This is a genomic window from Microbacter margulisiae, assembly GCF_014192515.1.
Classification (GTDB): domain Bacteria; phylum Bacteroidota; class Bacteroidia; order Bacteroidales; family Paludibacteraceae; genus Microbacter; species Microbacter margulisiae.
In genome coordinates this window covers 840,710-856,289 of sequence record NZ_JACHYB010000002.1, presented here as the reverse complement: position 1 = coordinate 856,289, position 15,580 = coordinate 840,710, and the positions used below count along the sequence as shown (strand labels likewise).

Below are 15,580 nucleotides of genomic sequence, written 5' to 3'. Positions count from 1 at the left end.
AAATTTCTTGAGCTTGATAAAAATGTGATCAATGAGCATTGATTGTTTATTTTAATTTTTTGAGTATGAGAAAATTATTTGTAACCTCGTTTTTATTGATTTGTTCAATGACATGGGTGATGGCTCAATCTATGTCGAATAAAGAATTGAACAATGGTGAATCAAATTTCACTTTAGGAGCCTTTGGTGGGCTAAACATCCCTGATTTAACCGGGGGTGGCGGCAATCCCTTAAGCGCCAATTGGTCATCGCGTACCGGAGGTGCTTTTGGTGTCACGTTCAATTGGTACACAAGTTCGCATTTTGCATGGCGTGCCGATCTTCTCTATTCAAGTGAAGGTGGAAAAAGGGATGGGATGCAGGCGTTAGATGCTTCATCAATTAATCCGCAAGTACCTGCCGGTACCTATTTTTATGCAAATTACAACAATGAATCTGTATTGAATTATCTGGAGCTTCCTGTAATGGCCAAGTATATTCTTCCTTTAAGCAAGACATCGAAGTTTTATATTGACTTCGGTCCGTATGTTGGCTTACGGTTGAATGCAAAACAGGTTACGGGTGGCTCAAGCATGGTTTATGCTGATGAGGCAGGAACGCAACCTGTTTCAAGCCAGGCCGTTTCATTTGATGCCAGTACAAGTGTTACCAGCCAAATCAATACATTTAATTTTGGTTTGACCGGGGGCATTGGTTTTTCGCAGAGTGTGGGGTTTGGTGCAATTACACTGGATTTCAGAGGCGCTTATGGGTTAACTAACGTTCAAAGATATGCTCAGGATGGGAGTAACCATATTGGGAATCTTTTGATCTCGTTAGGTTATTCTGTTCCATTGTAATATAGCCATAGCTAAGGGGTATCTTTTGTTAACCTTGGGGGTGAAAGGAGTTGGAGTTTTCCACCCCTTTCACCCTTGTTATTTTATGCGATACTATATCGGGAAAAAGCATTCGGGAGCATATACTATAGCTGCCTGCATATTTGCATATCATCCCGTGAAATGTCTTGTCCGATGGATGTAATCAATTAATTTTCTTTTTGATAGGGGTTGTATGGAAATATATAGCTACCTTTGCACGAATTTTAAAATAGCTACAATGACATTTGAAGAGTTGGGTATTGATAGTAACATTCTAAAGGCTATCAATGAATTAGGCTACGAAACCCCAATGCCTATCCAAGAAAAAGTAATTCCGGTTTTATTACAAAGTGAACACGATGTGATTGGACTGGCACAAACAGGGACTGGTAAAACGGCAGCCTTCGGAATTCCTATCATTCAAAAAACGGATTTGTCATTCCGGCATCCTCAATCATTAATTCTTTGTCCTACACGCGAATTATGCTTGCAAATTGCTGATGATTTGATTGATTATTCGAAATATCAGGAAGGTTTGAAAGTTCTTCCGGTTTATGGAGGTTCAAGTATAGAGAGTCAAATCCGCTCATTGAAAAAAGGCGTTCATATTATTGTCGCCACGCCCGGCCGTTTGATTGATTTGATGAAACGGGGAACTGTTAAACTGGATGCTGTTCGCAATGTTGTAATGGATGAGGCGGACGAGATGTTGAATATGGGCTTTACTGAGAGTATTAATGCTATATTAGCTGCTGTACCGCAGGAAAGAACAACTCTGCTTTTTTCGGCTACTATGCCGAACGAGATTGCCCGCATAGCAAAAACCTACATGCACAATCCCCAAGAGATTGTTGTCGGCAACCGGAATGAGAGTACTAATAATGTAAAGCACCGTGCTTACGTAGTACATGCTAAAGATAAGTATTTGGCTTTGAAGCGTATTGCGGATTATTATCCTAACTTCTACGGCATTGTTTTTTGTCGTACCCGAAAGGAGACCCAGGAAGTCGCGGATGCTTTGATCCGCGATGGATATAATGCAGATTCCTTGCACGGTGACCTGTCTCAACAGCAACGCGATTATGTGATGCAGAAATTTCGCATACGGAATTTACAAATTCTGGTGGCTACCGATGTGGCTGCACGCGGATTGGATGTGGATGATCTGTCTCACGTGGTTAATTACGGTTTGCCAGATGATATCGAAACCTATACTCATCGCAGCGGGAGGACCGGACGTGCGGGTAAAACAGGGATATCCATTGCTATTATTCATAGCAAGGAAAGGCATAAACTTCACGATATTGAGCGAAAGATAAATAAGAAGTTTGAGCCAGGTGTCATTCCGACGGGCAAAGCTATTTGTGAGAAGCAATTAATTAATTTGATTGATAAGATAGAAAAGGTGGAAGTCAATGAAGCTGAGATTGCCGATTTGCTCCCTGTTGCATACCGTAAACTTGACTGGCTGTCTAAAGAGGATGTCATTAAACGATTAATTTCAATGGAGTTTAATCGGATGTTTGAATATTATCGCGATGCTGATGAATTGGATGTTCCGATTGAAACATCCGAAAGACAGGGGAAAGTCCGGGGAGAAAAAGGATTTGCCCGGTTGTTCGTCAATTACGGAAAAATGGACGGGATGATGCCTCCTCATTTTATTGAAATCATCAATCAATATGTCCCAAAACGAATTGATATCGGGAGAATAGACATTCTTCCCAAGATATCGTTTATTGAAGTCCGTGAATCGGATGCTGATTTGGTTATCCGTTCATTAAACAAGATTAAAGGATTGGAGCGTAAACTGGTGGTAGACCGCGCTCAACCAGAGAACACACATGGAGATAATAAGTCCCGTTCAGGGCAGAAATTTGCTTCTCAGGACAGGAAACCACGCCGCAGATAACGCTTCGTTGGTTTACTGTGTGTGGGTGCTTTAATGGGATCTCCTGCTGATGACTAGTCCTAAAAAACCGTTACAGGTTTATTGAACAAAAATACTCTTTTTATCAAACCTTATCAAGGCTAGCCTTGATAAGGTTTTGCTTTTTATAATTTCTAATTTTTATTTCTTTTTGGCAGTGCATCTGTTCAGGTGTTTTCATGTAACACGACCAGTGTGGCCTTTGTGTATTGTAAATATGAACAGCATCTTCTACCAATAATTTCATTGTTTTGATATCTACCAGATAATCCTCCAGAAAAAACTCCTGTTTTAATATCCCATTTACCCTCTCAGCTATCGCATTGGCATAAGGGTCATAATGCTCAGTCATACTTGGTATAATCTTTTTCTTTTTCAATACATTTTGATAATCGTTACTGCAATACTGTAATCCTCTATCCGAATGATGGATCAGTTTGTTTTTATATTTTTTTTGTTTAATGGCCATGTTTAATGCTCTCAAAGAACCTTCAGTGGACAAACTATTAGAAACATCATAACCCATGATCTTTTTGGAATATGCATCTGTAACTAATGCCAGATAACAGTTCCTGTCCCTGCCCCCGATATAAGTTATATCCGATACCCAAACCTGTTCGGGATGGGTCAGTTCTATATCTGCCACCAAATTCTTGTGCTTTCTAAAACGATGGTGGGAGTCTGTGGTTATACGATAATTTCTCTTTGGTTTAATCAACATCTGATTAGCCTTTAGTATAGATAGAAACTTGTCACGGCCAACATGTAATTCTATTAATGGTTCATAAAGAAGATAATATAACTTCCTGAATCCTATTCGGGGCATATTTTTCCGTATGGGACGAACCATTGTTAATACTTGCTCTGCCTTGTCCTGTTTCTTCTGTTTTGACCTACAATAACGATAATAAACCTGTCTACTTACCCCGAGCAATCCACAGGTGGAGGTTTTGCTCACTTTGTTTTCTTGGCTGAATCGGTCGACTGTTCGGGTAAAGAGTTTTTTCGGATAGAGATATTGTACTCTTTTTCTGCCATATCAACCATCATGTCAAAGAAAGCTGCTTTCATATCAGATTGCTCTGCCTGTTTTTCTAGAAATGCCTTTTGCTTTTCTAAAACCTTGATCTTTTGTTCTAATTCAAGGATCTTTTGATCTTTACTTTTTGGCATATTACTCGGCGTTTGATTTTCCCAATCAAAGGTACCATATTTTCTGAGCCAACCAACAACTGTGGATCTTCCCTGTATACCATATTTCTTCGTAGCTGATGTGACTGAGATATCTCCTCGTTCTATCTCTGAAATAATCGATAATTTTAAGGACATGCTATAATCCTTTTGAGTGTGCTTTACATACTGATTCTTAATTTCTTCCATTATTTTACGCTTTTTGTGTAACGCTATTTCAGGACGAGACATGAACAAAATAAAAAAGAGAGTGCTTCAACAAGCACTCTCTTTTTTATTCTATGGTTATAGCATATTAGAAGAATTTCTGTCTATTATCTGTAATGGTTGCTTTTTCTTTCAATACCTGGAACATAAGATACGGTAACATGTAAGCCTGACGCTCATCAAGTGATTGTTCTTCGTTTTGTACACTAAACGCATCTTGTTTCTTTTGGATACCCGAAACATTCAGTACATAGACTCCCATTTTGCCTTGTAACGGCATTGAAAGCTTGTTCGGCTGGCTGGCAGTAGCAGCTCCGACGATAAGAGGTTCGTTGGTTAATGAACCAGCTCCATTGCTATAGAAATTCACATCGTTTGCTGTATCAACTTTTAATTTCAACGAAGCAGCAAGAGCGGGTAATGTTTGGGCTGTTGCCATAGTGGCCGAAATATTCTTCATCATAAGCTGTGCTTTTTTGTCTGTGATCAATTGAGCTTTTAACTCAGGTGTGACAGCTTCAAGAGAACGATAACCCTTTTTGTGTTTTGCAACAATGGCAGCAACCACCAACTGGTCGTTTTCTGCTCCACATTCCAGCACGTCTGATACAGAGCCTACTTTGTTGTCGTTTACCCACCGAATTATCGAGCGGGAGTTTTTAATCATCCCGATTTGTGGTGCGTTAGGATCCACCTGATTGGCCGGGTGAACTACCAGATTTTGTGCTTTTGCAGTTGCATCAAAGTTTGAAATTGATGTCACAGCTGCTGCAAATTGTTTAGCCTGATTGTAATACTGTTCGCGGGTAGGATCGCTCGATACAACACGCATAGTGATAACGCCCAGTTTTACTTTTGGAACGACATTCTTTTGTGCTGTTACCTGAATAAGCTGGATGCCCTGCGGTTCTTTGTCAACAATAATGTTGTTTATGCCTGATTTGAAAATCTTATTTGCCAGAGGCAGGTTGAAGCCCATTTGAAGTAAATTTGGTTCACGAACCCATCCGATTTCGCCGCCATTAGCTGCTGTCTGTTGAATGCGGGAATATTTTTTTGCTAATGCTCCAAAGTCAGCACCTCCCTTGATTGCTTTTTGAATACTGTCAGCAAGTAAAGTTGTTGCTGTATCGGTTTGTGCCACAACAAAGATGTGACGGATGTTGACAGAATCAGGCATCATGGTTTTAGCTTCTACGATTTTTGCCATGACGTAAGTGTCATTTTCCAATGTTGGACCAAAAATATCCCCTGTTTTGCCATTCATTGCAAAATCCTGAAGGAACGGAGGAATTTCATCTTTGCTTAGAGGAACGTCAACGTATTTGGAGTCGGAATTGTCATTAATGATGGTTGAGACATCAGTAGCAGATGCCAAGCCTGCTTTCAAGCCGTTAATCTTTTGAGCAACGGCATTGTAGTCAGCCTGTGATGGCTTGATGGGGATTAAAATGTATTTGAAGTCGTTACTGGCATCTTGTCTGTAACGATCCTTTTGTTGTTCATACAAGTCTTTGATTTCGCTGTTGCTGACAGTTACTGATGCATCCGGGATTGTATAGTACGGCTGCATTACATAAGTCATGTTCGCGGAAATTTCATTACGATCAAAAGCATATTTTGCATCCAGCGCGTTGCTGGTAATCGTTTTAGAAAGCAGTGTGACATACTTTTGTTGCAGGGCATTATCTTTTACCATTTTAACCCAAAAATTCCAATATTGTTCAAACTGTTTAACCTGGTCAGCTTGTTGCGGATCATTTTTCTGAGCGGCCTGGCTTAATCCTGTTAAGAAGTTGAGTAAAGCCTGTTTGCTGAAAGTTCCCGTTTGTGGATCAGTAAAGACACGACGACCGGTAATAAGAGGGCTGATATGATCACCGATAGTCAGATCATTCATTTCTGCTTTGGGGACAGTCAACCCCAACTCACTAGCCTGGTTTCCTATCAGAGTAGAATTGAGATAGTTTGACCAAACCTGTGCCCTGATTTGTGCATTCATTTCATCACTCCCTGTTTGACCGGTTTCAATCTTATATACATCAGTCAATTGATCTATATCGTCGAGGAATTGCTGATATTTGATGGTTTTCCCATCAATAACGGCGACTTTCATCTTTTCCTGACCAAAAAAAGACTGGCTGGAATTCAGAAAGTCTCCAATGATAAATGCAAACATGGCTAATCCTACGGTTACCACCAAAAATACTCCTTTACGTCTAATTCGTTCTAATGTTGCCATTGAATAGTGTCTATTAAGGGATAATAATAAAGTTCTGTAATTTGCAGTTTTTGATATTAAATCAATGATTTTCAGTGTTATGTGTATAACTATTCTTCTCTCACCCAATAACCCAAACTGCTTCAAATCAGGGCACGAATATACAAAAAAATGTTTATAGTATAATGGTGTCTTATCCCTTCAATTTTTTTAAAGGATTATTCACCTATTAATACGTCAAATCCTTGTGATTTTATACGTTGTGCAATGGATGTGAGTTCCTCGTGCGTGGCTTTTTGCAGTGTCTGAGTAGGCGCTTCACGATCGAGTGTATAAATCATGACCTGTTTCGGTTTAATCTGTTGAAGCGCTTCTAGCCATGCTCCAATTTCTTCCGGTGTTGTATTGTCAATGGTTTGTCCTCCGGTTTTCCCATGTAAAAACATTGTTTGGATAATGAGTTTTCCCTCAAACTTTTTCAGATGCTCAATAAACCAAGCCGCATTGACGGTAGTCGATCCCGGTTGATTCAGTAACCTGAGTGTTGTGTCAACAGCTGAATCAAGTTTGAGAATGTTGTTGTCTACCCGTTGCAGTGCTTCAAATACCGAAGGTTTGTCTATCTGAGTGCTGTTTGATAATACGCTGATTTTGACATCGGGGAAATATGCATCACGGGCTGCTATCGTATCATCAATAATGCCGGCAAAATCTTTATGAATGGTTGGCTCTCCATTTCCTGCAAACGTGATTACATCCAGAGGCTGATTTGCCTCTTTCATTGCCGATAACGTTGCTATAAGCTCTGTTTTCACTTCGTCTCGCGTGGGAATATACGCCCCTTTGGCGGGGGTATTAAAGCCACATTCGCAATATATACAGTTGAAAGAACAAACTTTTGCTGTTGTAGGCAGCAGGTTGATGCCAAGCGAAACGCCCAGCCTCCGGCTTTTGACCGGACCAAAGATGATTTTGTCAAATAAAAAAGTGGACATGCAATTTTTTGTTGTTTCAGAGTCTTACAGCATACGGATGTATGCGTATTATAATTTCCAGCCGGCAATGCGCTGCATTGCTTCGGTGGTTTGTTGAAGGCTTCCGAATGCTGTCAGGCGGAAATAACCTTCGCCGTGTGGGCCAAATCCTACCCCCGGTGTACCTACAACATTGACTTCGTTTAATAAACGGTCAAAAAATTGCCATGATGAGATATTGTCAGGCGTTTTGAGCCAGATATACGGAGCATTTACTCCTCCAAATGCTGCAATGCCTTTTTTCTCAATGCCTTCACGGATTAAAGTGGCATTATGCATGTAGTGTGCAATTGTTTCTTTGATCTGTTGTTGTCCTTCAGCAGAATAAACGGCTTCAGCAGCCCGTTGTACGATGTAGGCTGTCCCGTTGAATTTTGTCGTTTGGCGTCTGTTCCACAGACGGTTGAGCGGAATACGTTCGTGGTTTTTCGAATGTGCGGTTATATTCTTCGGCACGACAGTATATCCGCAACGCAGACCGGTGAACCCGGCAGTTTTTGAGAAACTGCGGAATTCAATGGCTACATCCCTGGCACCTTCAATCTCGTAAATGGAATGGGGGACATCCGGTTCGCTGATAAACGCTTCATAAGCGGCGTCAAACAAAATGATGGAATCCTGTTCCCTCGCATAATCAACCCATTTCTTCAGTTCATCCCGTTTTAACGTTGTCCCAGTCGGATTGTTGGGATAGCAAAGGTAAATGATATCAGCATGTTTGTCGGGCAATGACGGTACAAACTGATTTTCGGCTGTACATGGTAAATAAACGATGTTATTCCATGCTCCACTGGCGTCCTGCATGCCGGCACGGCCTGCCATAACGTTGGTATCCACATAAACGGGATAAACCGGATCGGTAACTGCGATGATATTATCTTTGCCGAGAATATCGCCAAAGTTTCCTGTATCACTTTTGGCTCCATCGCTTACAAAGATCTCGTCAGGACTTATGGAGATGCCACGTGCTTCAAAATCGTGACTGACAATTGTCTGACGCAGGAAGTCGTATCCCTGTTCAGGCCCGTAACCTCTGAAAGTGGAGGCTTGTCCCATTTCGTCAACGGCTTGGTGAAGTGCAGTGACAACGGCAGGAGCTAATGGGCGGGTGACATCCCCTATGCCCAGGCGAATGACGTTTGCACTTGGATTGTGTTCTTTGTATGCAGCTACTTTACGTGCAATTTCTGAAAATAAATAGGTCTCTGACAGAATAATGAAATTGTCGTTGATGAATGCCATATATACTTGTAGTTTACTGTTTCGTTTTTTTTGATAAGTTGCAGTTTGGATGTGGTCTTAAGCCGGGAAATATTCTCCTTCAAAAACGGTGGTCGCTGGCCCGGTCATATAGACGTGGTTATCAGCTTCTGACCATTCGATGAATAAAGTTCCTCCTTTTAATTCCATCGTGACTCTTCGTTCTGCTTTTTCATTCAGGATAGAGGCAACAGTAGCTGCACATGCTCCCGTTCCACATGCCAGTGTTTCACCTGATCCCCGCTCCCAAACGCGCATTTTTAAATGGTCAGGAGATAATATCTGAACAAATTCAGTATTGGTTCGTTTTGGAAAAAGCGGATGGTGCTCTACTTTAGGCCCTACTTTTGGTAAATCAATTTCATCCACATTATCAACAAAAATAATAACATGAGGATTGCCCATAGACAACGCCGTGATATTGACTTTCTTTCCGTCCAGCGCAATAGGGAAGTCGATAATCTCATCTTCGTCGCTGTGAACCGGAATCTGTTTTGACGATAAGATCGGTTCTCCCATGTCCACGCGAACAGATGTTACAATTCCTTCTGCAAGTTGGAGGTCTAACCGTTTTTGGCCTGAAAGCGTTTCAAGTGTGATCGAAGTTTTATCGGTCATCCCGTGGTCGAATACATATTTTGCGATACAACGCGAGGCGTTTCCGCACATCTCGGCTTCCGAACCGTCAGCATTGAAAATACGCATTCGAAAATCAGATGTTTCCGATGGCAGAATAAGAACCAATCCATCGGCGCCTATGCCAAAATGCCTGTCGCTAATTGCAATGGAAAGGGAAGCCGGATCTTCAATGGTCTCGACAAAACCATTTACATAAACATAGTCGTTTCCGGCTCCGTGCATTTTAGTGAATTTCATACGATAGTAATTTTATTTTTTCAGGGATGTATGGAATTGACATGCCGGCATGATCTTACGGTGTGGTGTGCAAGCCAGCTGTGCTCGTTTCATATTTATTCCTGTTTTATAGTTTTGAAAATATTCATTTAAATCGCAATCCTGATGCCGGCAATTTCATAAGGTACTTCAATACTGTATGCAAAATAATGATCCGACTTTATTCCCCCGGCGATTTTATCGGGCGTGTATTTTTATTTTCGTAATAGTTTATAAAGGCCTGATTGACAATTTTATTTCCTCCGGGGGTAGGATAATCTCCCGAGAAATACCAATCTCCTTTATGGTTTGGACATGCATGATGCAGGTTCTCAATCGTTTGATAGATAATTTCAATGTCAGTGTGGCAATCGTCAGGCCGTACCAGTTGACTGATTTTTGCTGCAATTTCTTTATCAGTGAACGGTGTGTAAATTTCTTTGACATAATTGACAACCTTCTCTTTTGGCAGGTTTTCCTGTGCTTTGCTTTTACGGTAAACTTCATCGATGATGGCTTGCCTGCCTTGTTCTTTAAGCAACGCAATGGCTGCTGTGAAAGCGATGAATTCGCTCAAGCGGGACATGTCGATGCCGTAACAATCCGGGTAACGGATCTGGGGTGAGGACGAAACAATGATAATCTTTTTAGGATTCAACCTGCTGATAATCTTTATAATACTTTGTTTCAGGGTAGTCCCTCTTACAATGCTATCGTCGATGACCACAATGTTGTCTTCGTGTTCCCTTACAATGCCATATGTTACGTCGTAAACATGAGCTGCCAGATCGTTTCTGTTAGTATCTTCCGTAATAAAGGTTCTTAGCTTGATATCTTTTACCGTTAATTTTTCGGTGCGTACCCTTTTAGCGAGAATCTCTTCTACTTCTTTTTCCGTGAGCGACTTTTTTTGATGCAGGATTGCGCTCGTTTTTTGCTGGTTCAGATAATTGTCGAATCCCTCCATCATGCCATAATAAGCCACTTCGGCTGTGTTGGGAATAAATGAGAGAACTGTATGATCCAGATCGTATTTGATGGATTCGAGAATTTGTGGCGTGAGCAATTTGCCCAGCATTTTCCGTTCCTGGTAAATATCGCGGTCACTCCCTCTCGAAAAATAGATGCGTTCGAATGAACATGGTGCGATTTTGTCGGAGGTATGCAGTTGTGAAATTTTTAAGGAACCGTCTTTTTTGATAAACATTCCTGCTCCGGCAGGGAGTTCGTGAATATCGTCTGTTTTCAGGTTGAAGACGGTTTGCATGGCTGGACGCTCCGATGTAACAACGATTATCTCGTCGTTGGCAAAATAATATGCCGGACGGATTCCCCATTGATCGCGGAAAACGAAAGCATCACCGCTTCCGGTCATTCCGGTGATTACAAAACCTCCGTCCCAAATTTTGGTTGCTTCTTTTACAATGGGTTCAATGTCGATATCATGTTCTATCTTTTCCTTGAGTGCTTCTCCAGTGAATCCCTGAGATTTTAGAGAAACATTAAGCTCTTCAACAGCAGAATCGAGCATATTTCCCAATTGTTCTAAAATAATGAAGGTGTCTGCATTATGTCGTGGATGTTGTCCTTCGGCAACGATCTGATCGAATATTTCATTGACGTTTGCCAGATTGAAATTTCCGGCCAGACAGAGGTTTCGGCTTCTCCAGTTGTTCCGACGCAGGAAAGGGTGTGTATATGCAATTCCTGACCGGCCAATGGTTCCGTAACGCAAATGCCCCATGTAAATTTCACCTAAAAACGGAGCTTTCTCTATATGATTACCATTGTTATTCCCTTGATTAAAGGTAGCAAGCTGTTGATTCACAACATTGAATACTTCACTGATAGCACCATTTCCTAAAGCTCTTTCCCTAAAAATATACTCTTCGCCGGGGCTGGCATGAAGTTTTACCGTAGCGATGCCGGCGCCTTCCTGTCCGCGGTTATGTTGTTTTTCCATCAACAGATAGAGCATATTGAGTCCATATCTCTGGCTGCCATATTTCTTTTCATAATAAGCCATCGGCTTTAATAATCGCAGAAGTACTATACCGCACTCATGTTTTATAGGGTCGCTCATTGTGTTAAATTGAACAGTGTGTAAAAGAGAAGTTCTTTTCTTGAAATCTAATGCAAAGGTAGTGCTTTTTTGACGTAATCAGGTTGTAATGTTTTCTTTATTTGTGTGGAAGGGCCTATTTACAATGGGTAATCTCGTTAATATCGGGCAAAAAAGTTATCTTTGTACATAAACTCAGAAACTTTTAATAGATTCAAATAATGAAGATTACAATTCGGAAAGCTACACAGGATGATTACCCTGCTATTTTGGAGATGATAAAAGCGTTGGCTGTTTTTGAGAAAGCCGGAGATAAAGTGTCCAATACAGTGGAACAGATGATAGAAGAACAGGCATTCTTCCGTTGCCTGATTGCAGAAAACGACCAACATCAACCGGTAGCTATTGCCCTCTATTTTTTTGCTTATTATACTTGGGTAGGCAAATCACTCTACCTGGATGATTTGTATGTGAAAGAGACATATCGTAAACAGGGCATTGCGACGCAATTGTTACGTGCGGTTTTTGATGTGGCACGGGAGGAAAATTGTCACAGGGTTCGTTGGCAGGTACTCAACTGGAACGAAAATGCGCTGGCTCTTTACCGTAAGTGTGGTGCCACCATTGATAGTGAGTGGTCGAATTGTGATTTTGACAGGGAGGGTATCGTAAACTTTTCAATTTAACCTGTTTGTCTCTTTATGGAAATTAACGCAGCTCTTGCAAAAAGAGATTGAATGATTTTCCAAAATATTTTTGTTGTTGAATATTAATGTTTACGTGTTGTTTTTTGCGTTTGAAATGAGTATATTTACGTCAAATTCATTGTTTAACAAGTAAATAATTCAAAATTTATGAGATCATTAATTGGCAAACAAGCGCCGTTGTTCAAATCACCGGCGGTAGTAAACGGGAAAGAAATTGTAAGCGATTTTTCACTTGAACAGTTTATTGGCAATAAATATGTAGTCTTTTTCTTCTATCCGATGGATTTTACCTTTGTGTGTCCGACAGAGTTGCATGCTTTTCAGGAAAAACTGGCTGAGTTTGAGAAACGGAACGTGGCTGTAATCGGATGCTCCGTTGATTCTGAATATTCGCATTTTGCGTGGTTGTCAATGGACAAAAACCATGGAGGCATCAAAGGCGTAACATATCCTATTGTGGCTGACTTCTCGAAAACAATTGCTGAAAATTTTGGCGTGTTGGCTTCTGACATTGACTATGACGATGAAGGGAATGCGTATTCCGTAGGTGATCCTGTTGCTTTTCGCGGATTATTCCTGATCGACAAAAAGGGTGTTATACGTCATTGCGTGATTAACGACCTTCCATTGGGCCGCAACGTGGATGAGGCATTGCGTATGGTTGACGCTTTACAGCATTTTGAAGAATTCGGCGAGGTTTGTCCTGCAAATTGGACCAAGGGCAAAGATGCGATGAAAGGAACCTCAGAAGGGGTGGCAGACTACCTGAGCAAACATTAACCAACATCAGATAAAGGTATAAACAAAAGGATTCCTCAGAGCGGGGAATCCTTTTTTTATTGGATGATCGGAGAGCGTGGAAGCATTCAAATTTTGCAGATATGCTACACGGAAAAATAGGCTTCCAGTTCTTTCAGTGTGTCTTCGTTGGTTTGCAGATCTTTCACCATGTCTCCCTTTTCGAGGACAACAATGCGTTGGCAGACTTCGGTCACATGGTTCAGGTCATGGCTTGAGATAAGCATGGTCATGTTTAACCGGTTTTGAAGATCAATCAGAAAACGTTTCAGACGAATTTGCGATGACGGATCGAGCGCTGTGAAAGGTTCGTCGAGGATCAGTATCTGAGGATCACCCAGAAGCGCTGCTGCTATGCCAATTTTTTTCTGATTGCCTTTAGAGAATTCACGGATCAGTTTTTTCTTCCCGATAATTTCTCCGTTGAAGAAATCCTGCATTGTTTCGATAAACTGGGCGATATCTCCTTCGGACTTGTTATATAGTTTTCCCACAAACGTAAAATATTCTTCAGGTGTTAGGAAATCAATCAGGAAACCTTCGTCGAGGAAAGACCCGGTAATCATTTTCCATCTATCGTTGCGGGCTACTTTTTGTCCGTCAATCATAACCTCGCCGTTAGTGGCTTCTATCAGGTCAAGGACGAGACGGAAAAAGGTGGTTTTACCTGCACCGTTGTTGCCTACCAGTCCGAAACTTTCACCCCGGGCAACAGTAAGGGTGGGGATATTCAAAACGGTTACGTTGTTGTATGCTTTTTGCAAATTGGTAGCTTGTATCATGGGAATATGCAATTTTGGTGTTGTATTCTGGAGCGGCATGTCGGTTATTCTTTTTCGCGGAATCCTTCTGCCATTACATATTTTCGGTTGTTGAACTGTTTGACGCAGAGATTGATCAGTGGATTGCGGAGCGCCAGTCCGATGATGCCAAGAATGGCAAGTGTCCAGAGGGCTGTGCCAATAGATGTGAAGAAGGCGATCACATTGACCAGTAACATTGGGAGAAACATGATGGGCAATACAATAAGGAAGCTTTTATACGTGGTTCCCTGGTAATTCATCACCGAAGAACGTGACAAGTCAACCCGTTTGGTGTTATAAGTGGCGAGGAACAGCAACAGGTAAATATTGACCCCGATATTGAAAAGGAATGCTGCCAGATGCATATAAACGATGGTTGATCCAAACAGGAAATAGGGGGTCGTGAGTACAAAACAGATGACATTGAAGGCAAGCATCAGGTAGTAATTAGCTTTGATATACGTGGGTACCGGGATATTTTTTGTCAGCAACCCGTCGAAATGCGTGCTGTCCCAGCTAATCGACCATTGCCCGTAGATATACATCAGGATGCCGGTCATAAACATGGCAATGAAAAATAACATGCCATAACCGTAAGCATGGTGCGGATTGTTATAAAAGAGCAATCCGTAAAAAAGGAAGATGATGGATAAGAAAAGCATGCTTCGTGTCCGTTTGTGGCGCAGCATCAGCTTGACTTCCACCGAAATCAGTTCTCCGATGATACCGAAGCGGTTCAGGAAAGCCAGGTCGGCTGTGGCAGTCTTGGATGTTTGCAACTTGCGGTTGAATCGTTCGGGATAGTAGTTTTGAGCAAAAAACCATTTATTGAGCATAAATGCCACTGCTACGGCCAGCAGTGGCAGCAGCAATCCTACGGGGCTGAGTACGATGAATCCGAACAATGCCTTAGACAGGGCGAAGAGCGAAAATACCCTGAAATATTCCAGCGTTACAATGATGGCAATAATGCCCAGCACCATGAAGAACGAAAGAAGATTACCCCCGAATTTGCGCTTCAGGAAGGCTGCCAACAGTGAGTTGAACCACACCATCAGCTCAAAAGCCACCACAAAACGCAACGCTACCATGCCGTTGTAATAGCCAGCCACCGAGCGTATGGCAAAAGGGATGACTGCCAATAACAAGGCATAATTGGCAGGACTGGCCAGGGGTTTCAGAAGCAGGAAATTGATCAGGGTAGAGCGTTTCAATGGCAGCACCTGATACGAAGGCAGGTTGATAGTGTTCAACTGCTGCATCAGAAACCGTAGTGTGAGTCCTCCCAGCAGCAAGTAGATCATGGCTCCGTTGAACAACTGCATCGGGGTGTCTTCCCCCGGCACTTTCTCCAGTATTTTATTCAGGGAAAATCCCAGAAAGAAAAGCAATCCACATATGTATAATACAAAAATCCCTATAAAGAAACTTGCCAGGGCATTTCTGTAAAATCCCTGCGAGCGGATGCTTTTTATCCATTCCTGTTTGATAAGATTCGGTGTCAGCATATCGTTGTGTCTTTTTACAGGGGCAAAGATAAATAAATTTATTTTATGTCAATATACATCAGGGAAATTATTAAAAAGTACGAATCAATAAAAAAGCCGCTTCAA

13 protein-coding genes are annotated in these 15,580 nt (G+C 41.6%); 4 read left to right on the top strand and 9 right to left on the bottom strand.

All coding sequences use genetic code 11. The annotated features are described in order from the left end of the window. The first annotated feature begins 65 nt into the window (after positions 1-65). Both FHX64_RS12630 and FHX64_RS12625 read left to right on the top strand, forming a co-directional pair. Positions 66-839 (top strand): porin family protein, encoded by a 774-nt coding sequence (locus FHX64_RS12630; protein WP_183414185.1) that lies wholly within the window; start codon positions 66-68, stop codon positions 837-839. Positions 840-1,098: 259 nt separating this feature from the next. Then, on the top strand, positions 1,099-2,772 hold the full coding sequence (locus FHX64_RS12625; protein ID WP_183414184.1) for a DEAD/DEAH box helicase: 1,674 nt from the start codon (positions 1,099-1,101) through the stop codon (positions 2,770-2,772). Positions 2,773-2,875: 103 nt separating this feature from the next. On the opposite strand, the gene FHX64_RS12620 is transcribed toward FHX64_RS12625, so the two are convergent. From FHX64_RS12620 to FHX64_RS12595, 7 genes are all read right to left on the bottom strand, one after another. Beyond that, positions 2,876-3,748: an IS3 family transposase gene (locus FHX64_RS12620; RefSeq protein WP_183413736.1), complete on the bottom strand. Its 873-nt coding sequence runs from the start codon at positions 3,746-3,748 to the stop codon at positions 2,876-2,878. Further along, on the bottom strand, positions 3,745-4,170 hold the full coding sequence (locus tag FHX64_RS14350) for a hypothetical protein (protein ID WP_246392446.1): 426 nt from the start codon (positions 4,168-4,170) through the stop codon (positions 3,745-3,747). Before FHX64_RS14350 ends, FHX64_RS12620 begins: the two co-directional genes overlap by 4 nt. A gap of 106 nt (positions 4,171-4,276) precedes the next feature. Then, entirely contained in the window at positions 4,277-6,430 is a 2,154-nt protein-coding gene (locus tag FHX64_RS12615; RefSeq protein WP_183414183.1) for a SurA N-terminal domain-containing protein, read from the bottom strand. Positions 6,431-6,627: 197 nt separating this feature from the next. Beyond that, a complete protein-coding gene (locus FHX64_RS12610; protein ID WP_183414182.1) occupies positions 6,628-7,404 on the bottom strand; it encodes a radical SAM protein in 777 nt (258 codons plus the stop codon). A 48-nt stretch (positions 7,405-7,452) separates the two neighbouring features. Continuing rightward, entirely contained in the window at positions 7,453-8,685 is a 1,233-nt protein-coding gene (locus tag FHX64_RS12605) for an LL-diaminopimelate aminotransferase (RefSeq protein ID WP_183414181.1), read from the bottom strand. A gap of 57 nt (positions 8,686-8,742) precedes the next feature. After that, entirely contained in the window at positions 8,743-9,579 is an 837-nt protein-coding gene (gene dapF / locus FHX64_RS12600; protein ID WP_183414180.1) for a diaminopimelate epimerase, read from the bottom strand. 199 nt (positions 9,580-9,778) lie between these two features. Beyond that, positions 9,779-11,680 carry an amidophosphoribosyltransferase gene (locus tag FHX64_RS12595; protein ID WP_183414179.1) on the bottom strand — a complete coding sequence of 634 codons (1,902 nt, stop codon included), beginning with the start codon at positions 11,678-11,680 and terminating at the stop codon, positions 9,779-9,781. Positions 11,681-11,880: 200 nt separating this feature from the next. Between FHX64_RS12595 and FHX64_RS12590 the strand changes: the two genes are divergently transcribed. Next, positions 11,881-12,345 carry a GNAT family N-acetyltransferase gene (locus tag FHX64_RS12590; protein ID WP_183414178.1) on the top strand — a complete coding sequence of 155 codons (465 nt, stop codon included), beginning with the start codon at positions 11,881-11,883 and terminating at the stop codon, positions 12,343-12,345. A 168-nt stretch (positions 12,346-12,513) separates the two neighbouring features. After that, entirely contained in the window at positions 12,514-13,146 is a 633-nt protein-coding gene (locus tag FHX64_RS12585; RefSeq protein WP_183414177.1) for a peroxiredoxin, read from the top strand. A 104-nt stretch (positions 13,147-13,250) separates the two neighbouring features. Here FHX64_RS12585 and FHX64_RS12580 read toward each other — a convergent pair whose 3' ends face one another. Beyond that, entirely contained in the window at positions 13,251-13,985 is a 735-nt protein-coding gene (locus FHX64_RS12580; protein ID WP_246392468.1) for an ABC transporter ATP-binding protein, read from the bottom strand. A gap of 5 nt (positions 13,986-13,990) precedes the next feature. After that, positions 13,991-15,475, bottom strand: a complete 1,485-nt coding sequence (locus FHX64_RS12575) for a DUF5687 family protein (protein WP_183414176.1) — start codon at positions 15,473-15,475, stop codon at positions 13,991-13,993. Positions 15,476-15,580 lie beyond the last annotated feature (105 nt).